Annotated in this window: 21 protein-coding genes; 9 read left to right on the forward strand and 12 right to left on the reverse strand. The window is 53.7% G+C overall.

The window, feature by feature from the left end; translation table 11 throughout:
* Positions 1-411 precede the first annotated feature (411 nt).
* Positions 412-1,155 (reverse strand): transglycosylase family protein, encoded by a 744-nt coding sequence (locus VJ369_RS01290; RefSeq protein ID WP_324090351.1) that lies wholly within the window; start codon positions 1,153-1,155, stop codon positions 412-414.
* Positions 1,156-1,777: 622 nt separating this feature from the next.
* Here VJ369_RS01290 and VJ369_RS01295 point away from each other — a divergent pair.
* Complete coding sequence (locus VJ369_RS01295; protein ID WP_324090352.1) at positions 1,778-2,911, forward strand: YihY/virulence factor BrkB family protein; 1,134 nt, start codon at positions 1,778-1,780, stop codon at positions 2,909-2,911.
* On the opposite strand, the gene VJ369_RS01300 is transcribed toward VJ369_RS01295, so the two are convergent.
* Positions 2,879-3,604, reverse strand: a complete 726-nt coding sequence (locus VJ369_RS01300) for a M50 family metallopeptidase (RefSeq protein ID WP_324090353.1) — start codon at positions 3,602-3,604, stop codon at positions 2,879-2,881. The two genes, VJ369_RS01295 and VJ369_RS01300, sit on opposite strands and share 33 nt — an antisense overlap.
* Positions 3,605-3,763: 159 nt before the next feature.
* Here VJ369_RS01300 and VJ369_RS01305 point away from each other — a divergent pair, with 159 nt between their 5' ends.
* Together VJ369_RS01305 and VJ369_RS01310 are read left to right on the forward strand one after the other, a co-directional pair.
* A complete protein-coding gene (locus VJ369_RS01305) occupies positions 3,764-4,072 on the forward strand; it encodes a hypothetical protein (RefSeq protein ID WP_324090354.1) in 309 nt (102 codons plus the stop codon).
* An 83-nt stretch (positions 4,073-4,155) separates the two neighbouring features.
* Positions 4,156-7,614: a TM0106 family RecB-like putative nuclease gene (locus VJ369_RS01310; RefSeq protein ID WP_324090355.1), complete on the forward strand. Its 3,459-nt coding sequence runs from the start codon at positions 4,156-4,158 to the stop codon at positions 7,612-7,614.
* 32 nt (positions 7,615-7,646) lie between these two features.
* Here the strand turns inward: VJ369_RS01310 and VJ369_RS01315 are convergent, their stop codons facing one another.
* On the reverse strand, positions 7,647-8,912 hold the full coding sequence (locus tag VJ369_RS01315) for a polysaccharide deacetylase (RefSeq protein WP_324090356.1): 1,266 nt from the start codon (positions 8,910-8,912) through the stop codon (positions 7,647-7,649).
* A 222-nt stretch (positions 8,913-9,134) separates the two neighbouring features.
* On the opposite strand from VJ369_RS01315, the gene VJ369_RS01320 reads away from it, so the two are divergent.
* From VJ369_RS01320 to VJ369_RS01330, 3 genes are read left to right on the forward strand one after another with little or no spacing between them, the layout of a single operon-like run.
* Entirely contained in the window at positions 9,135-10,595 is a 1,461-nt protein-coding gene (locus VJ369_RS01320) for a DUF3375 domain-containing protein (RefSeq protein ID WP_324090357.1), read from the forward strand.
* Positions 10,592-11,278: a DUF4194 domain-containing protein gene (locus VJ369_RS01325; RefSeq protein ID WP_324090358.1), complete on the forward strand. Its 687-nt coding sequence runs from the start codon at positions 10,592-10,594 to the stop codon at positions 11,276-11,278. Before VJ369_RS01320 ends, VJ369_RS01325 begins: the two co-directional genes overlap by 4 nt.
* Before the next feature lie 3 nt (positions 11,279-11,281).
* Positions 11,282-14,614: an ATP-binding protein gene (locus VJ369_RS01330; protein ID WP_324090359.1), complete on the forward strand. Its 3,333-nt coding sequence runs from the start codon at positions 11,282-11,284 to the stop codon at positions 14,612-14,614.
* A 247-nt stretch (positions 14,615-14,861) separates the two neighbouring features.
* On the opposite strand, the gene VJ369_RS01335 is transcribed toward VJ369_RS01330, so the two are convergent.
* From VJ369_RS01335 to VJ369_RS01350, 4 genes are all read right to left on the reverse strand, one after another.
* Positions 14,862-17,348 carry an ABC transporter permease gene (locus VJ369_RS01335; protein WP_324090360.1) on the reverse strand — a complete coding sequence of 829 codons (2,487 nt, stop codon included), beginning with the start codon at positions 17,346-17,348 and terminating at the stop codon, positions 14,862-14,864.
* Positions 17,349-17,352: 4 nt separating this feature from the next.
* On the reverse strand, positions 17,353-18,102 hold the full coding sequence (locus tag VJ369_RS01340) for an ABC transporter ATP-binding protein (protein WP_324090361.1): 750 nt from the start codon (positions 18,100-18,102) through the stop codon (positions 17,353-17,355).
* A gap of 124 nt (positions 18,103-18,226) precedes the next feature.
* Positions 18,227-19,159: a cation diffusion facilitator family transporter gene (locus VJ369_RS01345; RefSeq protein WP_324090362.1), complete on the reverse strand. Its 933-nt coding sequence runs from the start codon at positions 19,157-19,159 to the stop codon at positions 18,227-18,229.
* Positions 19,160-19,161: 2 nt separating this feature from the next.
* On the reverse strand, positions 19,162-19,533 hold the full coding sequence (locus VJ369_RS01350; RefSeq protein WP_324090418.1) for a metalloregulator ArsR/SmtB family transcription factor: 372 nt from the start codon (positions 19,531-19,533) through the stop codon (positions 19,162-19,164).
* A gap of 82 nt (positions 19,534-19,615) precedes the next feature.
* On the opposite strand from VJ369_RS01350, the gene VJ369_RS01355 reads away from it, so the two are divergent.
* Both VJ369_RS01355 and VJ369_RS01360 read left to right on the forward strand, forming a co-directional pair.
* Positions 19,616-20,212 (forward strand): DNA-3-methyladenine glycosylase I, encoded by a 597-nt coding sequence (locus VJ369_RS01355; RefSeq protein WP_324090363.1) that lies wholly within the window; start codon positions 19,616-19,618, stop codon positions 20,210-20,212.
* Positions 20,213-21,058, forward strand: a complete 846-nt coding sequence (locus tag VJ369_RS01360; protein ID WP_324090364.1) for a hypothetical protein — start codon at positions 20,213-20,215, stop codon at positions 21,056-21,058.
* 310 nt (positions 21,059-21,368) lie between these two features.
* Here VJ369_RS01360 and VJ369_RS01365 read toward each other — a convergent pair whose 3' ends face one another.
* The 3 genes from VJ369_RS01365 to VJ369_RS01375 form a co-directional block, all read right to left on the reverse strand.
* Positions 21,369-22,220 carry a siderophore-interacting protein gene (locus tag VJ369_RS01365; protein WP_324090365.1) on the reverse strand — a complete coding sequence of 284 codons (852 nt, stop codon included), beginning with the start codon at positions 22,218-22,220 and terminating at the stop codon, positions 21,369-21,371.
* 63 nt (positions 22,221-22,283) lie between these two features.
* Positions 22,284-22,751: an acyl-CoA thioesterase gene (locus VJ369_RS01370; RefSeq protein WP_324090366.1), complete on the reverse strand. Its 468-nt coding sequence runs from the start codon at positions 22,749-22,751 to the stop codon at positions 22,284-22,286.
* Positions 22,751-23,833, reverse strand: a complete 1,083-nt coding sequence (locus VJ369_RS01375) for an App1 family protein (RefSeq protein WP_324090367.1) — start codon at positions 23,831-23,833, stop codon at positions 22,751-22,753. The genes VJ369_RS01370 and VJ369_RS01375 overlap by 1 nt, the downstream gene beginning before the upstream one ends.
* Before the next feature lie 96 nt (positions 23,834-23,929).
* Between VJ369_RS01375 and VJ369_RS01380 the strand changes: the two genes are divergently transcribed.
* A complete protein-coding gene (locus VJ369_RS01380; protein WP_324090368.1) occupies positions 23,930-24,361 on the forward strand; it encodes a pyridoxamine 5'-phosphate oxidase family protein in 432 nt (143 codons plus the stop codon).
* 74 nt (positions 24,362-24,435) lie between these two features.
* On the opposite strand, the gene VJ369_RS01385 is transcribed toward VJ369_RS01380, so the two are convergent.
* A complete protein-coding gene (locus VJ369_RS01385) occupies positions 24,436-25,302 on the reverse strand; it encodes a 3-hydroxyacyl-CoA dehydrogenase family protein (RefSeq protein ID WP_324090369.1) in 867 nt (288 codons plus the stop codon).
* A 12-nt stretch (positions 25,303-25,314) separates the two neighbouring features.
* Positions 25,315-26,769, reverse strand: a complete 1,455-nt coding sequence (locus tag VJ369_RS01390; RefSeq protein WP_324090370.1) for an aldehyde dehydrogenase family protein — start codon at positions 26,767-26,769, stop codon at positions 25,315-25,317.
* Positions 26,770-26,796: the final 27 nt, after the last annotated feature.

The following is a 26,796-nucleotide window of genomic DNA, read 5'->3' on the forward strand; positions in this document are numbered from 1 at the left end:
AAGCAAAAACTTGAGCGACCCTGTGAGCATTGACCGAGTACATACCCTCGACATTGACCAATTTGTTAATTGCTGCGACGCAAAGTTCGGTAGCAGCCAGTGCTAACCCTTCAACATCCAGCGGGCCTCCCCACCAGCGACGTGGCCCATCCCAGTTAAGAGCGCGCTGCCCATCAACTAAGCCCGCTTGGACAAAGTCCATGTCGAAACGCGGCAATTGCCCTGAACCTTCGGTGAACTGATGCGCTGGAATCCGCTTAGGTGGCATTGCTCTAGAATGCCATCGGCAGCCGGGGCAAGCAAGAAATTCTCGATAGCTCGACAAGTGAAGGCGATTTCACCGATTAAACACTTTGAGCTCATGGCATTGCCCAAACGGGCAATGGCATGAGCTCAATGCGCGGAGCGAAATTAGTTCGCTGGAACGTTCAAGGTCTGTCCGACCATGATCACGTCTGGGTTGGTCAGCTGATCATCGTTCAAGACAAACAGGCCACGCCAATCCTTGACGCCCAAGCTGTCAGCAATCTCTGCCAAGGTATCGCCGGACTTCACGGTGTAGTTCTTGCCCGAGTCGGAAACCTTGATATTGAACACTGGCGCCTGTGGAGCGGCTTCGACATGCTTGCCCGCGTTTGGCTGAGCAACCTTCTTGGAGCTGGTGGTGCGCTCCAGCGACTGCGATGGGGCAGCCTTCTGGGTGCTGTGCTGCTTAGGAGCGGCCTTCTGAGTGCTCTGCTGCTTCGGGGCAGCCTGCTGCTTCGGGGCTGCCTGCTTCGGTGCGGACTGGGTCGAGCTGCCCGAAGGGGAACCGCTGATACCTAGCTTTGCGGTACATGCTGGCCATGCACCCCAACCCTGGGCTTTTTGGACCTTGCTTGCAACACGGATCTGCTCGGCCTTCGAAGCCTGGTGGGCCATACCTGAGCCACCAAATGCCTTCCAAGTCGAAGCTGAGAACTGCAGCCCACCGTAGTAACCGTTACCGGTATTGATGGACCAGTTTCCGCCTGACTCACACTGAGCCAACTTGTCCCAGGTGCTTGCAGCCGAGGCTGGCACGGTCGAAGCGACTACCGCGGTGCTTGCAACTGCCACGGCAGCCAAAGTGGCTCCGCCACGGCGAATGATGTTCTTGGTCTTCTGCTGGATCATGATTCTCCAGTGCTCTTCCACGCTCAGGCCTTCCTAGGCCATCCTCGTGCACCGCTCAGCGTCGCATTTCGACTTTTCTGAAGCACTGCCATGGCGAGCGGTTTGGAAGTCCCCGCAGTGCGTGTTTCCCCATAACACAGCGAGTGTTATCGAAACGTTATAAATGACCATAGCGCATGACCCTGCACCCAATGCAACTCAGGAACCACCCAGAAATGCCGTATTTACAGGTCAAAACCCTCAAAATATTTTTTGAGCGAACCGGATTTTGTATCACTTCCAAGGGTTCTGCCGTCCAAAACGTTACGCTCTTCAGGTGGAAAACGATCATCTATTTGTGATACAAGTTGCATAATTTTCCCAGTATTCACACGGGCCGCTTAGACCTTTAGATAACGCGTTATTCAGGAACAAAAAATGCTGGCCAAGCAACGCGTCGAATATCTCCATGGACTTTTACGACGACCAGAAGGACAGCAATCGGTTTTCGACTTGCGGGCCACCGCACACTATTTAGGTAGTCTGGAACGCAGAAGAATGAAATATGATTCTGCAAGCAGATAGACAAAGGGATCAGATGGTACTGAAGGACCGATTCACAAAGCAACGAATGCGCGAAGCGATGAGTTGTTACCCACGCGCTATGCGAGAGTTCTTCCGTAATGACGGGCTCGACGGCGCAGCATCCCTTTCGTACTACATGGTGCTTGCAATGTTCCCCGGACTCTTGGCCTTGATATCCCTGCTGTCACTAGTGGGAGCCAGTGAAAGCAGCACCCAGTGGATGCTGGATTTGTTGCAACAGAGCCTCGCCGCGAGCGGACAACAAACTAGCGATTCACAGCAGCTTGTGGAAACAGCCGAACAACTTCTCACGGGACTTGCGGCCTCCACCCAGGGTACTTTCTGGGCCATCCTCATTGGTTCTCTTGGTGCGCTGTGGAGTACCTCAGGTTATGTCACCGCGTTTAGCCGACAAATGAACCGGCTCTATGGTGTTCGTGAGGGACGCCCCCAGTGGAAGCGTCGGCCACAGATGTTCGCCATCACAGTGTTCATCATGATAGTTGCAGTTATTTCGCTAGCGTTACTGGTAACTTCTGGTTCCGTTGCACACGGCATTGGAAATATTTTTGGTTTGGGTGACAGCTTTGTACTGATCCTCAACCTTGCTAAACCGCCAGTACTCTTTGTCATGATTTTATTGGTTCTGGCTTTGCTGTATCACTTCACCCCCAACGTTAAACGACTGAAACTTCGTTGGTTCTCCCCCGGGACCTTCACCGCGCTGATCGTACTGGGCCTTTCGGCGGTTGGCTTCGCCGTTTACCTGTCCACCTTTGCAAGTTACTCAGCTACCTACGGAGCCATTGGTGGCGTGATCGTTCTTGTGCTTGCCTGCTGGATCAGTAATATCGCTTTGATTATTGGTGCGTTAGTCGACATTGAGTTCACTCGCCTGCGGCAACTGCGAACTGGAATGGCATCCGCAGAAGAAGTACAGCTTCCACTGCGCGATGACACTATGGTGGCTCGTGAACAACTCGCTGTGTATAAGGACTTGGTTCGTGCTCAAGACATTCGAATTAGTCACGGTGGCGATCCCCTGCAGGACATGGAAATTGACCCATCCGGGCGCACCAAACGGAAGGCCAAATGGCTTCCTATTGGCATCGCCGCATCGGCAGCTTGGCTCATTTCACGCCGTCGTGTAGCCAAAAATCTACAGCAGTCTCACGATACTTTGGAATCCTAGAAATATTCCGATGGCCCCGAAAAGCATAATGACCAGCAACCACAGAGTGGCAAAAGTTCCGGTTGAACGCGCAATTAAGTAGGCATCGGATTGCTCAATATCTTGGCGCCGCCAGGTGTGCACCGAGAGCAGTTTGATGAAATCGCGCAAGCCAGAGCAGAAGAGAAAACCACCCAAGAGCAGAGCCAGATATATGTAAGCACTGGATGGCGCGAAGAAAACCACCCCGAGTGCAATAGCGGCACTTGCACTACACACCACAAATGCTGGCCAATTACGTACGAACACCAGAGCGAGCACGAAGAATAAGGCGTAAATCCCTAGGGCCCTTCCTGCATATCCTGCAGCAGTAGCCCAGAGTAATGCAGCTGAGATCAACAACGGCGCGGGATACCCGAAGATCCCTGAGATGATAATCGAGGCTTTGCCGCGGCCTCTACTCACTACTTCTCCAGAGTGATCCCATCCCAAACGGAGCCCGGTGACAAAGCGTCCGGTAAACAGCGCACTGATGACATGGCCCAGTTCATGAACCAAAGTTGAGTACATTCCGGTGATACGCCAAATCGGTCGCGGAAGAACTAGTCCCAGCACCAGGATTAAAAGTACAACCAATTCTCCGGTAGCCAAGTCGACAACCTGCAGTTGCCACAATCGGTCCCATGCGTCGTTGAAGTTTACGGTCATGTCCATTCTCAAAGTCCTTCACTCGCCAAGTGCCACCATTCTTTCAATCCCCGCAAGATTCGCCCGGTTGCCACTTCGACCATGTGGAAACTTCTGGGGATCGTCACAGGTGACGGTCATAGCCTTGAGCAAGTCAATGTAAGAGTTTTATCTATGGAGGTTTCGATGTCTCGTTTGGCTTCTACCGCTGTCGCAGTCACTGGGTTGACCGGCGGTTACGCCACTGGCCGCATCACCAAGAAGCGCCCGCTGGCTGCAGTGGTCTTGGCAGTCGCTGGTACTGGAGCATTTTTGCTCTGGAAGAAGGATGCTGGAGCCGTGAAAGCAACCGCCCTGGCCACGACCTATCTCGTTGCTTTTGGCGCATCGCATCCGCTGTCCAAGAAAATCGGTGCGTGGCCAGCGGTCAACTCGGTAACTGCAGCCGTAGGCGTGCTTTCGTTGATCTTGGGCGGAGCTAAGAAGGGCCAGTAAGACGGGTCAATGTACCTCAAAGTGTCGGGGCCGAGTGCTACGTTGACTAGGTAAGCTTCCAGTCTGCGAAAGGCACCGGCCCCGTGTTCTTCCTTGGTGATCAGTTCGTCTTTTCCGCTAGTGATCTCACGGTCGCCGTCGAGTGCCAATATCAGTCGCTGTTCCTTCTTGATGTGAGACTCGGACGTCGCGAAAAGCCTGCGAAGGTCACCGATGAAATGCTTCAACGAACTGCCGAGCTCGGCGACGTTCACGAGCACAAGGTGCTCGCTGAGCTGATCGAAGAACATGGCAATTACGACCCACATACCGGCACGGGTGTTAAACAGTTTTTAGACCGGCCCGAAATCAATGAAACAGCACTAAAAGCAGCGCACCGCGAAACTATTCAGACTATGCGCCAAGGTGCTGACGTAATTTTCCAGGCCACCTTTTTTGACGGAAACTTCATCGGGTTTGCTGACTTCCTAGTCCGTCAGCCAGATGGTAGTTGGGCAGTGTGGGACACCAAGCTTGCACGCCATGCCAGGGTCTCCGCGTTATTGCAGGTCGCTGCATACGCCGATCAGCTTCAAGCCGAGAACATCGACGTGCATCCCCAGACCACCCTGGTCCTAGGAGACGGCACCCATTCGGTGCATCGCATCGACGAGATCTTGCCTGTATTCCGTGCCCAGCGGCAGAGATTCACCACTCTGGTCAAGAATCATATCGAGTCCACCCATCAAGCGAAATGGGACTCGGACTCAATTCGTCTATGTGGACGCTGCGATTTCTGTGCCGAGCAGGTGGCTGCGGTACGCGATGTCTTATTAGTAGCCAACATGTCCATGGTGCAGCGTGAAAAATTACGTCGCCAAGGTATCTACACCATTGACCAGCTGGCCGACCTCACTGCGAAGGAAGGCACATCGCTGGCGCGCACCGTAGATCAAGCTCGGATGCAACTGGGCATTGGCGAAATCGACGGAACCGAGCATGGCGTCTCCTACCGGGTGAAAACCACTCAAACGATTACTGCCTTGCCCAACCCGGATCAGGGCGATATCTTCTTCGATTTCGAAGGAGATCCGTTATATCAGGAGCCCGTGGATCAGACCTGGGGCCTGGAATATCTTTTTGGCGTCATTGAACATGACACGGGTTCGCCGGTATTTCGTCCGTTTTGGGCGCACAGCCGAGCCGAGGAACGGCAGGCATTCCTCGACTTCATTGAGTACGTTCAACAACGCCGCCAACAATTCCCGTATATGAAGATCTACCATTACGCGGCCTACGAAAAAAGCGCATTGCGTAAACTCTCCCAGATCCATATTGCTGGCGAAGAAGAAGTTGACCAATGGCTGCGTGAAAATTTACTGATTGATCTCTACGAGACTGTTCGCAACTCGCTGGTGGTTTCTACCCGGTCTTATTCGATCAAGAAGCTCGAACCTCTGTATATGAAGGAGCATCTGCGTTCGGGTGACGTCACCGATGCCGGCGCCTCGGTGGTGGCTTACGCCCAATACATGTCAGCGTTGGGTTCTTCTTCGAATCAGCAGGCCGCCCAGATTCTCGATGCCATTGCCGATTACAACGAATACGATTGCCTCTCAACACTGCGCCTGCGTGATTGGCTGCTTTCACTGGTCAACTTCCAGCCCCAGAAACATCCTGAGGTTGCCCTTTTAGACGAGGTCACCGACGAATACGAACCGACCGAAGAAGAAGTACGCCTCCAAGGCTATTTAGCTCAGCTTCCGCCGAACCAAGTACTAAGCGATGATGACCGAGCTATCGCCATGGTTGCTGCGGCCACCGGATATAACCGACGGGAAAAGAAGCAATTCTGGTGGGAGCATTTCGATCGCTTGTCAGCACCCATGGACGATTGGTCCGATGTACGTGGAGTGTTCATCGTAGACTCGGCAGAAATTCTCGAAGATTGGCACAAAGCCACGGACCGTGCCCGCACCCTGACGCGCGTGAGTAAGATCCATGGAACTCTTGCCGAAGGTTCATTACTTAGCCCGGGGTCCGGAGTCTTTGCGATGTACGCCGGCCCCCTGCCTGAGGGCATGGAAGTAGATGAGGATGCATTACGTGGAGGTGCCTTCAACGCGACGGTCGTAGAGGTCGGTGAAGGATGGATCAGTCTGGCAGAAAAGACTAGTGGGAAGATCCCCGAGTATGGGTCCTTCCCTGTGGCTCTGACCCCGGGACAGCCCATTGCGACCAAAAGTATCGACGAAGCGTTCACCCAAATCGCCCACGAAGTCGGAGCGATGGTTCCGGCGTTGCCCCAACAGCCAGGGATCGATATTCTGCGTCGCATCCCACCACGCCTGAAAACTCTTAGGGCACCAGCCGCCCCATTGCTCGTGGAGGGCAACGCCCAGATATACCCCGCGGTGGTTCAAACCCTGAAGGATCTTGATCATTCATACCTTGCAGTTCAAGGTCCTCCGGGCACCGGAAAGACTTTTGTTGCTTCACATGTGATCCACTCTTTGGTCAATGAAGGATGGAAAATTGGCGTTGTAGCTCAATCCCACGCAGTGGTTGAGAACGTCCTGCGCAAGGCCATCGAGGCTGGTGTGCACCCGGATCAGGTGGCTAAGGAAGTCAAACATAAGGATCCAGTTCCCTGGACCGGCATAAGCCCTGCTTCACTAGACGAGGCTTTGAGTTCTCCAGATGGTGCGTTAGTCGGTGGCACGTCGTGGACCATGACAGGCAAGCGCATACCCGCCGGAAGTTTAGATCTGCTCGTTATCGACGAGGCCGGACAGTTTTCCTTGGCCAATACCCTGGCGGTCTCGCGAGCAGCCCGAAACCTCTTACTGCTCGGTGATCCACAGCAGTTACCTCAGGTAACTCAAGGGACTCACCCGCAGCCGGTAGATGAGTCGGCTTTGGGTTGGCTCTCCGAGGGCCGTGCGGTCCTCCCTGAAAAGTTGGGATATTTCCTCGCAACCTCTTGGCGGATGCATCCAGAACTATGCCAAAGAGTCTCGGCACTGAGCTACGACCACAAGTTGTATTCCGCCCCGGCCGCAGGGCGCCGCGAGCTTAGCGACTCGTTTCCAGGCCTTGAAACTCATTTTGTACACCATCAAGGCAATACGACTAGCAGCATCGAAGAAGCTAATGCCATTGTGCAACTTGTCCGGGGACAGCTGGGCAAGACCTGGAATCCTGGTAGCGGGGAACAAAAACGGGCGCTGGCCCAGCGCGATATTCTTGTCGTCGCAGCCTACAACGCACAAGTAAATTTGGTGCGCGATGTGCTGGCGACCGAAAATCTTGCTGAGGTGAGGGTAGGCACGGTGGATAAATTCCAAGGCCAGGAAGCCCCAGTAGTACTGGTAACTATGGCTTGTTCCAGCGCGCAAGACGCATCCCGAGGCATCGAGTTCTTGCTCAACCGGAATCGTGTCAACGTTGCGATCTCGCGCGGGCAGTGGAAAGCAGTGATTGTACGTAGCGAGCGATTGACGGACTTCCTTCCCGCAAATCCTGCGGCGCTTTCACAGCTGGGCGCATTTATGGCGCTTTAGTCAATACACCACGGATCGACCCCGCTCACTGCCTAACGTGCTGGGTCGATCACTTTTTTAACGTCGAAGAAGCTCTCCAACACCGGACGGTCTCCACGTTGTTCTTTAGCAAACTGCAAGCCATCAATGTTGATTCGCATCTGCCGCTGATAGTTATCTCGTTGTTGCATCCAAGCAGTAGTGGTCCCATCAACTCCGTAGAAATATTTGAACCCTGCATCTTTCAGCAACTCGTATTTAGCCCCGGAATACGATCCGGTACGCGAAATATCTGAACCGAAGGGGTAAATAAACTGGTCTGTCTTACCTAAGATCGGTTCAACTTCGTCTTTCCACAACTTCATATCCCGTTTAAAACGACCGAGGTCAATTGTGCCCGTCGCAATGTGCCCCCACGAATGTGAAGCAAAGACCCAACCTTCTTTTTTCATTGCATCGGCGATTTTAGTTGCAGCTTCGCGATCCTTCGTAAGATTTTTGTTATCAGGGTACTGGCTTGGCGAGGTACGGTAACCGAAAACTCCGTTGTATCCAGTCATAGCGATAATTCCGCGAGCATCTCGATAGGAAAAGTCAGGATGTCCAGCAACGAAGTCATCTAGGATCGTGGTCATGTCGTAAGCACCTACGTGTTTTTCCCCAGACGCATCTACATATTCGTTACGGACTTTGCCCTTCTTGTCCAAGATCAACCGGTCTGCGAATCCATCACCCTGCATATACTCGTAATAGCTCAAATCATCGAGCGATAAGACGATGGGCTTCTTCCCGTCTGGAAGCATGATCTTTCGGTAACTCATGTTCTTCTTCTTATCCAAGCCCGCAAAATCAGCTGGGTTCACCAGAACAAAGTCACGGCGGTAAAGCTCATCAATGATGGCTTCGAACTCTTTTTGCGTCACCATGTAATCTTCATAACCCTGAGCAGTGCTCTCCCCGTCAAAGGCGCGCTTTGGATCAACCACTAATGAGTGGAAGAACAAATGCGGGATTTGATCCGGATGTTCCCATGCCTGAGCGTCCTTCTTTTCGGTTTCTAAGCCGCGCACGAGCTGGTTAAGTCTTTTGCTTGGATCGTCTTTGGCAAGTTTGATCGCCGTGGCATAGTCATAACCATCTGCCAGCTTATTGATCTGAGCCAAAATGCTTTGTTCGCGTTTCGCTTCCACTTCGGCCTTCTCTGAGGCTTCTGCCTCCTGAGACGCACTGTTAGCTGAAACTTCGGGGTCGCTTTGGTCACTACAACCGGCTAAAGCCAAGATGGTTGCAGCTACCACCACGATCTTGATGAGCTTCACTGCGCGCCCCTTCCTTGACGACGATCCCCGTGGATCTACGATTTATCCATGCCATCACCTTGTTTTTGACCTTACACACACTTCTCAAAGCATTGAACCCTGTGACGTGAGTCCTAGCGCAACAACTTGATTACATTTTTTGATGAAGAAATTCTCACATGAACCTTTCACGCTCAATAGCTTAGAATTAGTAGGTTAGGCGTCGAAAGATCAAGGATGTACATGCAGCCCTCGCATCGCGCGAATAGCTTGTGGCTTCAGTCCCAGCAGTTCAAAAGTTCGGCATCATATCGGCTTCTCACCGCGCAGCCTTGGGCCGTGGCCTTTGTCCGCTCGGAATTTACTGCAGACAAGCCACGTGTCGCTATGGAACTTTTCCATGCTTCGCTGGACTCGTTTCTGAAATTAGTTCGTACCAGTGATGAGCAGATCCCACAGACTTACTCTGCGCAAGATTTCGCGGAGTCATGGGTTAAACAAGGAATCTTGACTCGACCCTTGATTGACGGGCGTTTTGTGTATGAGCCAAGTGCCCAGACATTACGAACATTGCGCTTTCTGGCGGACTTTTCTACCGATGATTCACATCTGAACTCCTCGCGGCTGAACACGTTATTGTCGTCGCTAGAATCCTTGGCACACGAGACAGATCCAGATCCGCAAGCACGAATCCGAGCTTTGGAATCGCAGATCGCCCTACGCCAGGCACAAATTGATGAGTTGCGCACCGGGGATGACCCGGCGGTGTTGTCTCGGGCCACCGCACTTTCGGCTACACGGTCTGTTCTTGATTTGGCTTCTAGCCTTCCGGCGGATTTCCGGCGTATGCGCGACGGCGTACAGGAGATGCTGTACTCCTTACGCGAAGATATCTTGGATGCGTCCACCGCTAAGGGCGTAGCCATCGGTCAGGTGCTGGAAGCCGACCGGCAACTTCGCTCAACTTCCGAAGGCGAAACCTTCCGCGGATTCACCGAGTTCCTCAATTCTCCGGATGCTCAGCAACGGTTCCGTGCCGCGCTCTCCGAAGTACTTGAGCGCGATTTTGTTGACGACCTCAACACCCCAGAACGTCAGATTCTCACTAATTTGTTGCGTGAGTTGCGTCGCCAGGCGGCCGAAGTTCATACCTCCTACGGAAAACTCTCCGAATCTTTGCATGCCTTCGTGCAATCAGAGGATTACCAACAGGCACAATTACTACGCCATGCGGTACGCAACGCGGAGACTGCAATCATGAAGTCCGTGACGCTCAAACCGCGAAATGGTTTGGCGCCGCTGGACTTATTCGCTCCGCAATTCATGACCCTAGCGGGACTCGGAATATTTGATCCCTCCGAGCATGTGGCCCCTCCGCCATTGGCGGCGGCACCTGAATACAGCGTCTCCGATATCGTACGCACCCCGTCGACCCCTGAAGCAGATATGTCATTCCTGCGTGAAGCGGTCACCGAACAACTCGATGCCAGCCAGCACGAACAAGTACCACTAGATACGCTGTTCCACGTTCTTCCTCAGACGCATCGCCATTTGAATACTGTGCGGGCCCTAATCGAGATTGGCCGTACAAATGGCGAATCAATGAGTGAAACACAAACGATGACACTCAGTTTCAGACAGGTTGATGGCTCAGAACGCACCGCTATTCTTCCCGCCCTGACCTTCACGAAGGAGCCGCTATGACCAGCACCAGCTCGTACGCAGCACCCATCACCGAACCGCTCTTTGACGGGGATCTCGGGAATTTCTCCTTAGAGTTACGTCAGCTGCTGGTGCGCTTATTGCGTGGCCCGTATCTGGATGGGTCAGTCGATCCCGCTGCCTGGCAGTTGTTGCTGGACCAGCAACAGGTCGTCAGTGCTTACGTTTCGGAAATCTTCCTCTCCGTCACTTTGGATACGGATCGAAAAATCGCGATGCTCACCCCTGCACAAGTCGATCAGGTGCATACCACCCCGATCGCCCCACGTCGCGCGCTCAAACGAGATGAAACACTGCTGGCACTGCGTCTTCGGCTGTTATTGGAACAGCATTCTGGTACCGGCAGTGACGCTGTCCTTTCCCGGAATGCAATGCATGAAATTTTGGCTGAACACCGAAGCGCCTCAGACCGTGATGATAAACGGTTTGCTGAATCCTGCGATGCCGCGATAGCTCGTCTTAGTGCTCTGCGTTTGTTGACCGGCACCGAACTGGTTGACGAATTCCGCATTTCCCCAGCCTTAGCAATGGCACTTCCTATTACACGGATCGAAGATATTCCCCGATACATTGCCGCTATTGATGCCAATGAATCGACTCTAAATCTGTTAGCTGAGGGCTCAGCTGAGCTGTCCTCAGACTCGACCGAACTGGTGCAGGAGTAATCCATGAGTATTGAAATGACGCTCCCGCTCGGTGGAGCGACTAATCCCGGACAGCATCGACTCTCGCGGATTCAAATCGTTAACTGGGGCACTTTTCACGGCCTACACGATTTGGCCATCGACAGAGCCGGAACTCTGGTGACCGGTCATCCAGGCGTGGGCAAATCCACCTTGTTTGACGCCATGGGACACGTATTTTTCGCAACCCCAAAACTCAACGAGTCAGCCAACGACGCGACAGCTCGTGCTGACCGTCGAACCACTTTCTCCTACATGCGTGGACGCAAGTTCAAAACCAGCTCGGGTACCGTTTATCAACGCCCCGGAGCCACCTGGAGCGCGATCTTGTTGGGTTACGAGGACGGGTTAGGCAATACCGTGAGCCTCGGTGCCGTCTTCGATCTCCCTGACGCTGGTCTAGAAAACCAGGTGTCCAAGCATTACCTGCTTTCCGAGTCCTCGCTAGATATTGCGGAACTGGAACACCACGGTCCTCGACGTTTTACTGTCTCCTCGTTATCTAAAGCTCTAGAACCTGCCGAAGCCTTCGACACTCATAAGGCTTTTATCGAGCGTATACGCCGTCGTCTAGGTGTCGAAAGTGATAAGGCTTTTGCCCTACTGCGGACCTTGCAAAATGGTAAGGGCTTGGCCAAAGGCGTTAACCAGTTCTTCCGCCATGAAGTATTAGAAGAGCCCACCACATTAAAAGCGGCGGCAGCCGCGGTCGAAGACTTCGCGCACCTGCGTGGCATCTATCGCCAGTTGGACACGGCACGCGCACAACGCGATGTCCTGGCGCAGGTTCCAGCACAGGACAAGGCTTATCGCACTTTGGCCGAACGTATCGGTGCAACCGAGCAGCTGCTCCACAATGACATTCAAGAACTTGAAACTAAGGTTCGTCACCACCTATTGCGCAACGACATGTCGCGCCATCAGGAAGAATTGGCGCAGCTCAAGGACCAAGAACAAGACCTCGTAGAGCGAAAAAGCCAGACCGAAGACCAGCTGCGGTCACTTGAAGCCGCTCATGACTCCACTGGTTCTGCCTCACTCATGCTTTTGGAACGCGAAGCCGATTCAGCCCGGAAAGCACTGTCAGAGAAAGAGTCTGCATTACGCGCCCTTCAGGAACAGGTGACTGAAGCAGGCCTGAATTTGGACTTCAGCGCCACCGGGCTTGATGACCTACGGGCCAACGCGACCCGGACCATGCAGCAGCTTGCCTCCATCACCAAGGACGCGCAAACCGTCGAATACGAGGCTATGGCATCGCTGATGTCGCTGCGCAAACGAGCAGAGACCCTGGACGAACAGATTCGTTCCTATCAACGTCGTGGCACCAACATCGATGATCGTTCGGTGGCAGCCCGCCGCGCGATCGCTTCGGCCTGCTCGCTGAGCGAAGAACAGCTACCGTTCGCTGGCGAATTGATGGATGTAGCAGCAGATTCCACCATTTGGAGATTAGCTGCGGAAAAGGCCTTGCAGTCTTTGGCCCGGACGATTTTAGTTCCCGGCGAATTCCTGAACCAAGTTACGCACGCCATTGATGAGCTCGATGGGTTGGGTCGGGTGCGTTGGGCTGATATTTCCGTCAAGCCTCGGCAAACCGAAGCTGGGCCAGCCGATCTAGTAGCTAAGCTCGATTTTGCTTCCGGTGAAGCCGGTGGGTGGTTGCGTGCCAAGGTCACCGCCGATTACCCGTTGGTTTGTGTCAAGAATGATGCGGCAATGCACGTCCATCCCAAAGCCATCACCCCTGCAGGAACGATAAAAACCGGCAAAGGTGGCTTTGAACGCGATACCCGCAATCTCCCGGCTTCGGACTACTTGCTCGGTTTCACTAACGAATCCAAAATCTTAGAACTCCAAAATAAAGCTGTCCTCCTTCAGGAGAAAATCCAGAAAGCTCAACGGTCGGCGGATGAACGGACCGCGGCGAAAGATAAGGTGCTCGCCAAGTCCCAGAGTCTGGCAGCTATCGTGGCGGACGAGCGTAATTTCGCCCAGCTCGATGCTTCACCGGCTTTAGAAGCACTTCGCCGCAGCGAGCAGAAGCTCGGTGATGCGCTAGTACTTTCCGGAGATTCTTCAAAGATCCGGCAACAGATTGAAAGCGCCAAGGCGACGTCGGATCAGTTAGTTGGCGATCTCGCTTTGGTCCGTTCCCGGGTGGGCGATTTGGAACTTCAAATAGACCGAGCCAAGCATTTACTCGCCTCAATTGATGTCGCAGAAGCGACCAGTGACTGGGTTCAGTCAGTGCCTAGCCACTTACGCGAACATGCAATCCTTGGCCCGATTCTGCGCCAAGTTGCCGCAGGTGAATGCCCGGCAGCAGATGCCATCGCAGAAGCCTTCGCCGAGGTAAAGATCCAGCTCGGCGGCCAGCTCAATGACCTCAGCTCGCAGCGTCATGAAGTTGCCGGGGCATTGAGCGAAACCTTTAAACGGTTTGCCCGTGAATTCGGAACTTCCCATGCTCAAACACACGGTACGAGTCCGGAAGCGGCGGAACACTATGCCAGCCTGCATGGGCAGATCGTCGCGGACGGGTTACCGCATCACGAGGCACAGTTCCGCGAATACTTTGCGAATCGTTCCTATGAGCGTTTCAGCGATTTATTGCAGTTGCTCGATGAGGAACGTCGGATGATTTCTGAGCGTATCAAGCCGTTGAATCAGATTCTTGCTGACGTCACCTTCGAACACGGTTCTATTCTGCGTCTGGAGGTTGAAAACTCCATACCTGTCGAGGCAGGGACCTTCCGTAAGGAATTGAAGGCAGCTCTTTACGATGCTTACACGACGAAGGAAGAAAGCACGTTAGCGAAGTCCTATCAGGCTCTTGAGTCGTTAGTCGCCGCGTTGAGCGACCCTGGACTCAATGCATGGCGTTCAACAGTCTTGGACGTTCGCCAACATGTGGTGATTAGCTGTAACGAGCACAAACCGAACGGTGAAATCGAAACAGGGTTGGAACCAGGCACTCTTTCCGGTGGCGAGGGGCAACGTTTTACTTCTTTCATTATGGGCGCTGCCCTGGCTTATCAGTTGGGGTTTGCCTCCGCGGGTTTCACGTCCTATGGCACGGTAATGATTGATGAGGCCTTCATTCAGGCGAACTCGGAATATGCTGCGGCCGGCATACGAGCTTTGCAAGAGTTCGGTTTTCATCTGGTGCTTGCGGCGCCAGAGGACAAGATTGATTTGAGCCGTCATTTGGGTTCTATCACCGACATCATCAAGCATCCAGGTTCTAACATCTCTGGTTTTGTCACCACCGGACGGTCCCCCGCTATGGCGACCAGCATTACCTTGCGTAATTAGTCAGCGTCGTAAAGGAAGGCAACGCATTGTTTGCGTTGCCTTCCTTTGTCTTCTCTCACGATGTCTGATGTTCTCGTGGGCGCCGGAAATCAGAGAAACCCGGCAGGCCAGGTCATCAGTTGCATCCAGTCGAACCTGGAAATATTCCACCGTGAGGATAACCGGTTTGCACGTATAGTCTTATCCGTCGGCAGAGGGCCGAACGAATTGCATTGCAGCTCATCCGGCCCCCGTGGGTGGACATTTATTATTCGGTGGCGAGCCCCTCTACTGGAGAAAGTTTCGCCGCGCGACGCCCTGGGGTAATCGAGGCAAGCAACGCCGCAACCAAGCTCACAGCTAGAACTGCTGCCAGCTGAGCCCACGGAATTTCATACTGCATGCTTCCCAAGCTGGACAGCGCTGAGTGTGCACCGAGCAGTCCGTAGATGGCTCCCAAGATCAATCCCAAGAATGCAGCAACTCCACCGATGAGTACTGCCTCAGTAGCCAGCATGGAACGAAGCTGCCTCTTTTTCAGGCCCAGAGCCCGAAGGAGTGCGTTCTCGCGTGTTCGTTCGAGTACCGATAGGCTCAGCGTGTTGGCCACGCCAATCAACGCGATGAGCACGGCTACCGCCAGAAGCCCCGAGACAATCATCAGCAATACATCGATCACCTGAGAGAACATGAACTTTTCCATGACGCCGCCGCTGACCCGAGAGTTTTCGACATTAGCGACGTCGGCGATGGTTTCCACCAGTGTATTAATTTCCGTGTTGGACAGCGATGGATCAACCTTAATCGCCACCCCGGACATTCCGTCTTTGTCTGAAATTCCCAGATTCTTAGCTGTTGCTGCGGTCAAGGTATTTTCGACGTAACTGGCCGAGGTAGTTTTCAGTTTCACCTCGTTGCCGTTCACTTTGGCAAATTTTGCTTCGTTCTGCCACCAGGTGGAGAGCAGTTCGCCATCCTTCGGAACGATCTTCTGATCAAGCACCACCGCTGAGTATGACTGCGGCTCAACGATCATTGCGTATTCTTCGCTCGTCGAACCGTTTAGGAAGTCGATATTGACCATGCGCATTTGGTAAGCAGCGGCGTGTTCAATACCCTCGACGCTGGCGAGCTTAGCTGCCAACTCATCGCTATTTTTTGTGTCTTGCTGTACTTGCAAGTCAATAGGGTATTCACCGCTGATGCTGCCGTTGAGCGTGGCTTTTGCACTCTGTCCGCCGACCATAATCATCGACACCAGAGTGACTCCGATCAACAATGCGGTGGCAGTCGCGGTGGTTCTTCCTGGGTTTCGAACTGCGTTAAGCGAAGCTAGCCTTCCGGCTACCGAACGCCCAGCTAATAGCTTACCCACGCCGTAGACCGTGGCAGGGACAAACAGTGAGGCCAGCATCAGAATGCCTGGGAAGGAAAGCAGTCCACCGGCAAAAGCGATGAGCAGGTCGCCTTGGTAGGCGCCGAAGCCCAATAATGCCGCCCCTGCCAAAGTAAGCAAGGCCCCCAAGATTATTCGAACTAGCCCCGCGCGGTTCTTCACGCTTGCCGCATCGAAAGGCCGCAACGCTGCAAGCGGCGCCAGGCCCATAGCGCGGCGCGCAGGAACCCATGCTGCCAGCACCGTCATGAGGATACCGACTACGAGCGGAACGATAATACCGCGTGCGTCTAAGGCTAATGTGGCGTAGGACATTTCCGGCACGAAGCCGCGCAATAGCTGGATCAACCCAGCCATGAGTGCAATGGCCATCGCCATGCCGATTACCGAAGCAATGATGCCGATCAGCAATGCTTCGATCAGTACTGACTTTCGAATCTGCGAACGTTTGGCGCCGAGAGTACGAAGCAGTGCGAGCTCACGGGTGCGTTGAGCGATAACTACCGAGAATGTATTCATGACGACCAGCCCGGTGACCACCAAGGCCACCAAAGCAAAGACTAGAAGGATGATGGTCAGCTGATCGGTTCCACCGGTCATACTCGCCACATCTTTAAGCACCTGCTCGTCGGCGGTATTGACCACTACGTCAGCCATGCCTTTGTCACTAAAATACTGTGCGATGGTAGCTTTCGTCTGAGCAACATCCCCCTTTGAATCGATCATAAGCAGGTTCATTCCGAAGTCTTTGCCTGCTAGTCGCTCCCAGGCGCTTTCTTCCATGGCGAGTTGCGCATAGGAAGAGAACATTGGGTCGGTGGTGGTCTCAACGATCCCGACCACCTTCAGTTCACGCGTCTTGTTCGACTCGTCCATTGCGTTGACCGCTACGGTATCGGAGATCGAGACACCCATTTGCTCTGCATGTTTCTCGTCGAGAACTACTTCCTCCGCTCCCAGCGGAGCGCGGCCTTCAAGCATAGTCATACCAGAAAGTTTGTGCTCGGCAGAGATTGGCTGCATCATCACGCTGTAGCTGTTTTCTCCGGTATGGAGGTTCGCGCCGAAGAAACCGTTGCCATAGACCCCGGAGGTATCCGGAAGTTTACGCACCTCACGAATCACGTCCATGGTCAGGCTGGTCGTCTCAGCATCCGCAGGCGTCAATTCCCAATCGACGGAGGCGATTAAATCGGCGTTTTTGTAGGCGTCGCCGACGCTGTTTTTAAGTGTTGCGCGAGTGGAGGAATCTACCGCGAGCGTAGCGCCGAGGAAGGCGGTACCAATGGCGACTGCGAGAAGCACAGCGATATATCGCCGAGCATAAGTTTTGATGTTGGCTAAGGCTACCTGAAGCATAGTCCTACTCCGCTAGGGAGGCGAGTGCCTCGGTGACGCTGGCGACGGTGGGATTCTCTAGAGAACCGACGAGGATTCCGTCCTTCATGAGTAACACGGTGTCGGCGTAAGATGCTGCTGCCGGGTCGTGGGTCACCATAATGATGGTTTGTCCCATTTCACGGGTCGAGGTGCGCATCAGGGAGAGCACTTCCGCGCCGGTACGGGAATCCAGATTTCCTGTAGGCTCATCGCCAAAGACTACCTCTGGGCGGGTGAGGAGGGCACGGGCCACCGCTACACGTTGCTGCTGACCGCCGGAAAGCTCATGAGGTTTGTGCGTGAGACGGTCTCGTAAGCCCAGCGCATCGATGACCACATTGAACCATGAGCGGTCGTGCTTTTTGCCGGCTAGAGACAACGGAAGCAGGATGTTGTCTCTGGCATTAAGCGTGGGAACCAGGTTGAAGGACTGAAAAACGAAGCCGATCTGTTCACGGCGCATAGTGGTTAATTGATCATCGTTTAGCTCGGTGAGGTTCTTGCCGCCAATGATGATTTCTCCAGCGTCGGCGTTGTCCAAACCCGCCAGACAATGCATCAAGGTCGACTTACCGGAGCCTGAAGGCCCCATGATGGCAGTAAAACGCGAGCGAGCAAATGCCACGTCGACTCCGCGCAGTGCCTCTACTCGGGTGCTGTCGTGCCCGTAGGTTTTCGTGAGTCCTCGCGCTTGAACTGCGTAGTCGGTTACTTGGTGCGTTTCTGTTGTCATGCCTCAATTATATAAATCCCCTAGCCAATTAGGGATCGGCCGGAAGGTCTGTATCTTCGGTAGGCAAATCATACCCAGGGATGAGAACGCGTGCCCTGAGCTCAATATCTATGGTTTACCGATGCTAACATTGCGAGTGATACGACGAGTCTCGATGGCTTTTCGGTTCAATTTGGAACGTTGAATGCTCAATACTGACCTCAAAATGGTCGGCAACGCATTGCTGTAGATCGCGCAAGAGCTGGCCCGTAGCGCCTGCGGTAAACATCCGGTCTTCGGCAACGATATGCGCGGTCAGTACCGGTAGGTTTGAAGCAATCTGGCTTGCATGGAGATCGTGGACCGCGAGCACTCCGCCAAGTTGTTCCAAGTGCACCCGAACAGCTTCCAGATCCAGCCCCCGTGGAGTCGATTCAAGCAAAATATGTGTGGTCTCGCCCAGTAGTTTGACCGCCCGTGGCACGATCAACGCTGCGATGACTATCGCAGCGACCGAGTCGGCACTTGTCCACCCAGTAAAATGGATAACTAGCGCGGCAACAATGACTGCAACCGAACCCAATGCATCATTGAGTACTTCAAGAAACGCAGCACGCATATTCAGGTTAGCTTCGCGTCCACCTGAGATAATCCACATGGCAATCAGGTTTCCGACCAACCCGATAATGCCGAAGATGAGCAACCCGTCAGCGTGCACTTGTGTTGGGATAAAGAGCCGGCGCACCGCGTCGACCGCTGCGTAGATTCCTACAGCGAGTAACAGTGCGGACTGCACGGTCGCAGAGAGCACCTCGGCTCGACGGAACCCCCAAGTGCGTTTGAGAGTAGGCTTTCGCAAGATAAGATTTGCCGCGGTCAGGGCAAGCAAGAGTCCAAATGAGTCAGTCAGCATATGGGCCGCATCAACTAGCAACGCCAACGAATTTGTCAGCAATGCGCCAACCACTTCGGCGACCAGAATGCTTGCGGTAATGACGAAGGCCCAGGTAAGTCTGGTGCGGTTCACCGTGGAGTGGTCATGGTTATGCCCGTGCCCAGAACCGTGATCGTGTCCCATGGTTAGACCTCCTCAGGCTGGTTCGGGTGCTCTTCATGCCAATGATGTTCACTGCCACAGACGCTTGCCAACTCCGCCGCTTGGGTGAGAATTAAGGAAAGTTGCGTGCTTTCTGTTCGTGAATAAAGGCTGGCCCTGCCTTGAGCACGTACCGAGACTAAATCACTTTCGCGCAGACAGGCTAAATGTGCGCTGACGGTGCTTTGGGCCAGCCCCAGGTGTTCGGTGAGTTCTTTGACTTTGTGCTCACCGGTTAAAAGGTGTTCCAGGATGAGCAGCCGAGTAGGGTCGGCCAGCGCATGAAACAGCGCAGCCATTTTTTTAAGCTGCGTTACCTGATCCACTGCATCGTCAACTGACATTATCATCGCCATCTTACGATGATATCTTGGAAGGCCAGCTTTAGCGATCTTCACGACGCCATCCCCGAGAGCCCGAAAGTGGCATGATGAAAAGATGAGTGAAGATCTAGTCATTGGCACAGATGGTCTCGCACGCCCACTTTGGGCTTCGACCAATGCAATGCTCCGCGATTATTACGACTCCGAGTGGGGCATGCCCGTCACCGAGGAACAGGCACTCTTCGAACGGCTGTGCTTAGAAGGGTTTCAGTCCGGTTTGTCTTGGTCGACAATTCTGGCTAAACGAGAAAATTTTCGTGCCGCTTTTTGCGGCTTCGACCCGCAACTGGTTGCCAGTTTTACCGAACCCGATTATCAGCGGCTCATGAGCGATCCTGGCATCGTGCGCAATAAACTCAAGATCCGTGCAATCATCAACAACGCCCAGGCAACACTCGATTTACGTGCCTCTGGGGGGCTGTCCGCATTCATCTGGTCTTTTAAACCCGAGTTCACCCCCGAGCCGAAAACCTATACCGAAATCCCGACTCAAAGCATTGAGTCAAAAGCACTGGCCAACGCATTAAAGAAGCATGGCTTTAAGTTTGTCGGTCCCACAACCATGTATGCACTGATGGAAGCAGTAGGCATAGTGGACACCCATCTAGTCGGCTCACATCGGCGCGGATCCTCTGGAATATGGACGGAATAGATGATTTTCACGTTGCCCGCGTCAGGGGTACTGGATATCGCGCAGACACTCTCGGTTCTCAAGGTACATTCGCTGGCAAATCAAGAGATCTTAGATTTTCATGAGGCGAGCATCAAACGCGTGCTAAGCCTTGGCGGTGAATACTACGCAACGAAGCTATGGCTCAGCCCCACCGAGGTAACCATTGAGACTCAAACCCCGCAGAGGTTACAAAGTGAGCTTGTAGAAATTATCAACAGTTGGTTGGGATTACCTCAGGACCAGCTGCAAGGCTACGCGAAACTGGAAAGTCTCGACATACTGAAGCCTGCGGTGCAACGATTCCCGAACCTACGACTCATCGGTTATCCAGATCTTTTTGAGGCTTTGATGACCACTATTCTGGGACAGCAAATATCCACTAGCGCAGCCCGCACCCTGGCAACTCGTTATGTCCAAGAGCTCGGTCAACTTCATGAGTGTGGCCTTCACGTATTTCCTGATGCGCTGAGCACCTCCCAAAATACTGCCGAGGAACTGCAACATATAATCCGCTGCCCATTATCTCGCGCACAAACCGTGCAACGTGTTGCTCATTGGTATGTCCACACTGGGCAGCATTTGGTCGAGAGCCAGGAGAATTTTCTCGACTCATTACAGGCTTTGAAAGGCGTAGGCCCTTGGACCCGCAATTACGTAGCGTTGCGCGGTCTGAGGCAGCAATCCATATTTCTCCGGACGGATCTAGTGGTAAAACGGGCGTTGGCCACGCTAGGGGTCAAGCAATCAGACACGCTCGAAATCCCGGATGGCGCCGGATCACTAGCTACCGTTTTACTTTGGGCTCTGGATGCAAAGAAAAGCTGAGGCATGCCGCGAAGAACGTATCGGCATGCCTCAGCATTAGGTTCGCCTGAATGAGCGCTTCAGCCGTTCCGTATTTTTCGCTTTTTCGGTGTACTAGGTACCGCGACGGTGAGCAATCCGCGCTAGTAATTCCAAACAACCGATTCAAGCATTATGTTCGCCTTCTTCGACCACACACGAAGAAGGCGTTGATCTCAGCTTACCTGAAAAACTCCGGATTAGACTATGAATCAGTCGCCTAATTCATTAAAATAATATTTAGGCCAGCCTAACGACACTAGGTCTTGATTCCCTGCGTCGCGTCATGCGTTCATTTAGAGGCCGGCGGCTCGTCAAAAATCTGTCCGACTGGCGATCGCTTTTCTGCTTGGAAAGCATCCTCGGCGCGTCCATAGGCCCAATACGCTGACAACGACATGTCTCGCCTGTCCACGCCGCGTTCATCATAAAAGTAGGAACGCAAGGCTTTCACCACTTCTCGTTCACCATGTGCAAACACCTGCACTCGGCCTGAAGGCCAAGGAAACTGGCGTACTTCAGCTTCTATGATCGATGATTCTGGAGTGAACTCGCTGCCTCGGTGAATCCAACGAATTCCCACGCCGCTTGGTGCTGAAAGTTCAATTTCATCCCCCGCATCCTCAACTTCTATAAGCACCTGTCCAGCCATGTCATCTTCCATGGCCTCAAGAGATGCCGCAATCGCAGGGATTGCAGTTTCGTCGCCAGCAAATAGGTGGAAATCGAAGTCACTTTGCGGCGCGAACATACCGCCCGGCCCGGAGAAGCAGACCGAATCGCCAATCTTGGCATCGCGAGCCCAAGGTCCAGCCAAACCCTCGCTTCCGTGCACTACAAAGTCAACCTCTATGGTGCGTGATTCCGCGTCCGAACGGCGCACCGTGTAGGTTCTCCGCACCGGGAGATCTTCGCCCGGCAAGCGTTCACGTAACGCATCCAAGTCGTAGGGAGGTGTTAAGCCAAGTTCGGGCTTCGCAAAAAGTATCTTTATATAACGGTCAGTTGCCGACTTATCAACAAAATTTTCATATCCAGGACCGCCAAAGGTGAGGCGCACCAGATGATCGGAAATTTGTTGACGCTTAACAACCTGCAAAACTACCTGTGGACGCACTGGGCGCCCACCTTCTGGTCGTGCCACAAAACCACTCCCCCATCGAATAAGGCTAGATGGTTCTATCCTATTTGATTAGTCGCCGAATGTTTACCGCACAAATGTCGAAACGCCTTCCATCGTGGCCAGCGAGCTACGCTCGTCGCTACTGAGTCGCTGCACGCGACCAACCGCTGGATCGAAGTAGGCAAGCGTCGTTAATGCTTTAACGCAGACTTGATCGCTCACCGGATCTCGAAATTCGTAACAGATATCGAAGCTCGCAGGTTTGATATTAGCAACCCACAAATCCACGTTGACCGGAACATTTCGGTATTCTAAGGGTTTGGAATACCGCACGCGATGCTCCACGACAAGAATTTGCACACCTTCGGGAACCGCAGAAAAAATATTTACCTTCGGCATAATACCCGGCGCACCGGTGCCCCCTGGTACCCCAAATCCAGCGATTCTCGCTTCCTCCATAAGCCTGATCAAATTTACGTTGTTGACGTGGCCGTACGCATCCATATCGCCCCAGCGCATGGGAATCTCTACACGTAAAACTGAGCCGGCCATCAGTTCGCCTCCGGCATGCGTTCTTCAGGACTTATCAATTTGTACTCAGATAGCTGTTCAAGAATTTGCGATCCATCTGGTTCATAAGTCCAGCGGATACCAGGTGTGGTGCGCCGCAGATCCGTGGAACGGCCACCCGCAAGCACTGCTTCTGAAGGAGTCAGCTGACGAATGACGATGGTACGCACGTGCTCCGGATAGCGACGCGCAAACTCAGCATAGATTGTCGGGTCATGCTGCCCATCATCACCAATGAGCATCCACTCGATGTTGGGAAACTCCTCGGCGAGCCTGCGCAATTGATCAACCTTATGTTGCATACCGCTACGGAACCACGCGCGATCCGTGGGCCCCCAGTCCGTTAGCAACAACGGTCCTCTCGGGTACAAATTGCGCGATATGAATCTTTCTAAAGTCTGCGCGACATTCCAGGCACCGGTGGACAGATAAATCGTGGGACTTGTAGGATGCTCAGCCAGTACACGCTGCATCATTACCGCCATGCCAGGTGTCGCAACGCGGGCATGTTCGGAAAGCACAAATGAATTCCATGCCGCGAGAAGAGGCCTGGGCAATGCGGTGACCACAACAGTGTCGTCAACGTCGCTAATAATGCCAAAGCGCTGTTTCTCGTCGATCACAAGTACCTGCGCAGTGGCCGATTGCCCATTATGCGCGATCAGTTGAATATCATTCCACCCAACTGGCAAATCGACCGCGAGCTTAACATCGAGTACCCCACCGCGATCTGCATGAACTTCGAAGTGCTTGCCGGCGGCTAAAACTGTGACCTTGCCGAAAGGTAGAACCGCGGAAGTGAAGTTTCGAAATCCACGGATACCATCTTCGACAACTTTGGCTTTATGCTTTCCGCCTTCAAAGGCACCGGGTTTAGCCATTACGACTCGGGCCAGGACACGCACCCACCCACCGTCTTGCGCGGCATAGCCATATCCGTTATAGGGAAGGATTACTGGGTCGAGACCTTTGTCTATGGCACGACGCGCCCGAAATTGCAGAAACTGATCTTCAATTCGCGACGCGACGTGGCGCGCGACCCCATCATTTGCAGCATGGCTCATATTCCTAGTCTTTCACGTTCAACGGCTTCGGTGTGGCTCAAAACAAAAGCCACTACGCCTCTTGCCTTTTTCTACATAACGTAGAAAACTTAGGCTATGAGATTCGAACACGAAAACGGCGCACCCGTATTGGTGCTCAACGATGAACAGTCCTGGGAATTACTCACCCACACAGCACATGGACGAGTAGCCACGACTGTTGGTGGGATGATCGATATCGTCCCGGTAAACTACGCAGTTCACAAGGGAAATATCTACCTACGGACTTCACCTGGCAACAAGCTTGCCTCGATGGTGGTTAATTCTTCTATCGCGTTCGAGGCGGATGGAATCCTATCTAATGAGGCCTGGTCCGTCGTAGTCCACGGAAGCGCGGAAGTGCTAGAACACGAAGCCGACATCACTGAGGCACGCGAAAGTGGTGTCACCCCGTGGGTGCAGACGATTAAAGATTTCTGGATCCGAGTTACCGTCGACTCAATTTCGGGGAGACACTTTATTCTGGGTGAACAGCCAGAAATCGTCTAGCGTTTGGCTCACTGCCGGCAGGTAAGAGTTGTGATGGCCGCTCTAGGCACCGGCCATCACAACCAGTACGCAAGCTATTTCTCTTGGTCGTAGCGGTAAAATCCCTGACCGCTCTTACGTCCGAGCTTTCCCGCAGCGACCTTCTCGGTGATCATCGGGTGCGGTTGATCACTCGGCTCACCAGTTTCCGCGTAGGTCGCCTGCGCGATGAAATCAATAACGTCCAACCCCACCAGGTCCATGAGTTCAAAGGGACCCATCGGGTGCCCCAGTGCCGTACGTGCGGTGGTATCGATATCCTCGATACTCGCTACCCCTTTCGAAGCCAGGTTCAGGGCTTCTTGCTGAATAGCGCCCATCATACGGTTAGCAATGAACCCTGGAACCTCCTTATTCACCAGCACTGGCTGCTTGCCCAATGCTCGGGCCACCTCTGTGACCGAAGCAATCGTCGCGTCGCTAGTCTGCGCATTTCGCACAATCTCCACACACTTCATCACCAAGGCCGGGTTGAAGAAGTGCATGTTGCAAACTTGGGTCGCCCGCCCACTAGCTTCAGCTACGTGTGATGATGCCAAGGTCGACGAGTTTGTTGCAAGAATCGCGTGGACTGGCGCGTGTTGGCCCAACTCGGCGAAGATGGCTCGTTTGATTTCCAGGCGCTCGGTGGCAGCCTCGATCACCAGATCTGATTGCGCAGCACTGGTAGCTAATTCGGTGGATTGAGTCAGTCGAGCCAGGGCCAGCTCAACGTCTTCGGCGCGCAATTTACCCTTGGAGATTCTCCCGGCCGCCCAATTTTCCAATTCCGCGCGAGCCGCTTGCAAGGCCGCGCCTGAGATATCCTGCAGGATGGTCGTGAAGCCGCTCAGCGCGCAGCTCATGGCAATCTGACGCCCCATGGTCCCGGCGCCAATGACGAGAATATTACTGATACGCACCTTTGCTTCTTCCTAACCTCGTAAATAAACAGTCGTGGTGTGAGTATAGAACTCTCTCGCAGCTGCTCCTTGCTCTTTCGGGCCATAGGCCGAAGCTTTGGCGCCGCCAAATGGTACATGCGGATCGGCTCCGGCAGATTCAGAATTCACATGGAGAATGCCGACATCTAGTCGTTGCTGCGCATCGATAGCCGTGGCTAAGTCCCGGGTGAACAAGGCTAGGCTCAGCCCAAATTCTGAGTCCTCAGCAGCGGCAAAAGCCTCTTCATTTCCCGAGACTCGCAACAAGGTGAGTACCGGAGCGAAAAATTCGTCTCGCCACGCCGGATTGGCTCGGCCTGGGGCATCATTGCTGATCCCCAAAATTGTGGGCGCGATATAGGTTGCGCCCTTAGGAGCCTGACCTTCAAAGACGACCTCGGCGCCCTTGGACTTCGCCTTGATAATCCCATTCCGGACGGAGTTAGCTGATTTAATATCAACGACAGGCCCCATATGTACGGCTGGGTCCAGTGGATCACCGGTAACCCATTGGGACAACCGTAGGATGAGTTTTTTCAGAAATTCATCGGCAATAGACTCGTCAAGGATGAGTCTGCTGGTGGCGGTGCATTTTTGCCCGCTAGACCGAAAAGCACCAAACAGTACCTGTTCGCTGGCAAGGTCCAGATCCGCATCAGCAAGTACTACCGAGGCATTTTTACCGCCCATTTCGGCTTGCACCGGTATTCCGCGCGCCGCTCCCAGCGCACAGAGTTTACGTCCAACTCCCGTAGACCCAGTGAATGACAATCCTGAAAGCTGCGGCTGATCCATAATTGAGTCCCCCAGCGAGCCAGGACCGATGATCAGGTTAAGCACTCCCTCCGGCAGGCCCGCATGTTCAAACGCCTGGACCAACCGCGTCGCCAACAACGGGACGAGACTTGCAGGTTTGAACACCACGGTGTTCCCAAAAATCAGTGCCGGCGCAATTTTCCATGCGGGGATGGCTATCGGGAAGTTGAACGGCGTTACGATCCCCACCACACCCAAAGGCTTATGGGACACCAGGATCTGTTCTCCGGCGCGAGGAGAGTGGAAGATACTTCCACTGCTTCGTTCAGACTCCGCGGCGTAATAGGACAGAATTTGTCCGGCCCTACGTACCTCGCCGATTCCTTCGGAGAGAGTCTTACCCTCTTCGGTGGACAGCTCGGTTCCAAATTGCTGCGCATGCTCGTTAAGATAAGCCGAGGCTCTCAGGAGATACCCTGCGCGTTCGGCCATAGGCGTGGCGGACCAGCTAGCCCTGGCACCTTCGGCTGCCGTGAAAGCCTCGCTGACCTGTGCGGTATTTGCGGCTTTTCCAGAGGCCACGAGAATCTCAGAGTCGGCTGCACTCGTCGAGACGATCTCGTCGGCTTTGCCGGGGATCCACTGGCCATTTATATATTGGCGGAGAGTTGCTGCGGTCTGCTGTGTCATATTTTTCGGCTTTTCTAGTACAGAAGA

The organism is Glutamicibacter sp. (genome assembly GCF_035257265.1).
GTDB lineage: Bacteria > Actinomycetota > Actinomycetes > Actinomycetales > Micrococcaceae > Glutamicibacter.

What these genes read in the sequence shown, in the direction of transcription:
- VJ369_RS01350 (WP_324090418.1), bottom strand. Translation starts at nt 19,533, where the DNA reads ATGGCGATGATAATGTCAGTTGACGATGCAGTGGATCAGGTAACGCAG.
- VJ369_RS01320 (WP_324090357.1), top strand. Translation starts at nt 9,135, where the DNA reads ATGCAGCCCTCGCATCGCGCGAATAGCTTGTGGCTTCAGTCCCAGCAG.
- VJ369_RS01390 (WP_324090370.1), bottom strand. Translation starts at nt 26,769, where the DNA reads ATGACACAGCAGACCGCAGCAACTCTCCGCCAATATATAAATGGCCAG.
- VJ369_RS01345 (WP_324090362.1), bottom strand. Translation starts at nt 19,159, where the DNA reads ATGGGACACGATCACGGTTCTGGGCACGGGCATAACCATGACCACTCC.
- VJ369_RS01330 (WP_324090359.1), top strand. Translation starts at nt 11,282, where the DNA reads ATGAGTATTGAAATGACGCTCCCGCTCGGTGGAGCGACTAATCCCGGA.
- VJ369_RS01335 (WP_324090360.1), bottom strand. Translation starts at nt 17,348, where the DNA reads ATGCTTCAGGTAGCCTTAGCCAACATCAAAACTTATGCTCGGCGATAT.
- VJ369_RS01360 (WP_324090364.1), top strand. Translation starts at nt 20,213, where the DNA reads ATGATTTTCACGTTGCCCGCGTCAGGGGTACTGGATATCGCGCAGACA.
- VJ369_RS01355 (WP_324090363.1), top strand. Translation starts at nt 19,616, where the DNA reads ATGAGTGAAGATCTAGTCATTGGCACAGATGGTCTCGCACGCCCACTT.
- VJ369_RS01295 (WP_324090352.1), top strand. Translation starts at nt 1,778, where the DNA reads ATGAGTTGTTACCCACGCGCTATGCGAGAGTTCTTCCGTAATGACGGG.
- VJ369_RS01290 (WP_324090351.1), bottom strand. Translation starts at nt 1,155, where the DNA reads ATGATCCAGCAGAAGACCAAGAACATCATTCGCCGTGGCGGAGCCACT.
- VJ369_RS01325 (WP_324090358.1), top strand. Translation starts at nt 10,592, where the DNA reads ATGACCAGCACCAGCTCGTACGCAGCACCCATCACCGAACCGCTCTTT.
- VJ369_RS01370 (WP_324090366.1), bottom strand. Translation starts at nt 22,751, where the DNA reads ATGGCCGGCTCAGTTTTACGTGTAGAGATTCCCATGCGCTGGGGCGAT.
- VJ369_RS01380 (WP_324090368.1), top strand. Translation starts at nt 23,930, where the DNA reads ATGAGATTCGAACACGAAAACGGCGCACCCGTATTGGTGCTCAACGAT.
- VJ369_RS01375 (WP_324090367.1), bottom strand. Translation starts at nt 23,833, where the DNA reads ATGAGCCATGCTGCAAATGATGGGGTCGCGCGCCACGTCGCGTCGCGA.
- VJ369_RS01300 (WP_324090353.1), bottom strand. Translation starts at nt 3,604, where the DNA reads ATGGACATGACCGTAAACTTCAACGACGCATGGGACCGATTGTGGCAA.
- VJ369_RS01305 (WP_324090354.1), top strand. Translation starts at nt 3,764, where the DNA reads ATGTCTCGTTTGGCTTCTACCGCTGTCGCAGTCACTGGGTTGACCGGC.
- VJ369_RS01340 (WP_324090361.1), bottom strand. Translation starts at nt 18,102, where the DNA reads ATGACAACAGAAACGCACCAAGTAACCGACTACGCAGTTCAAGCGCGA.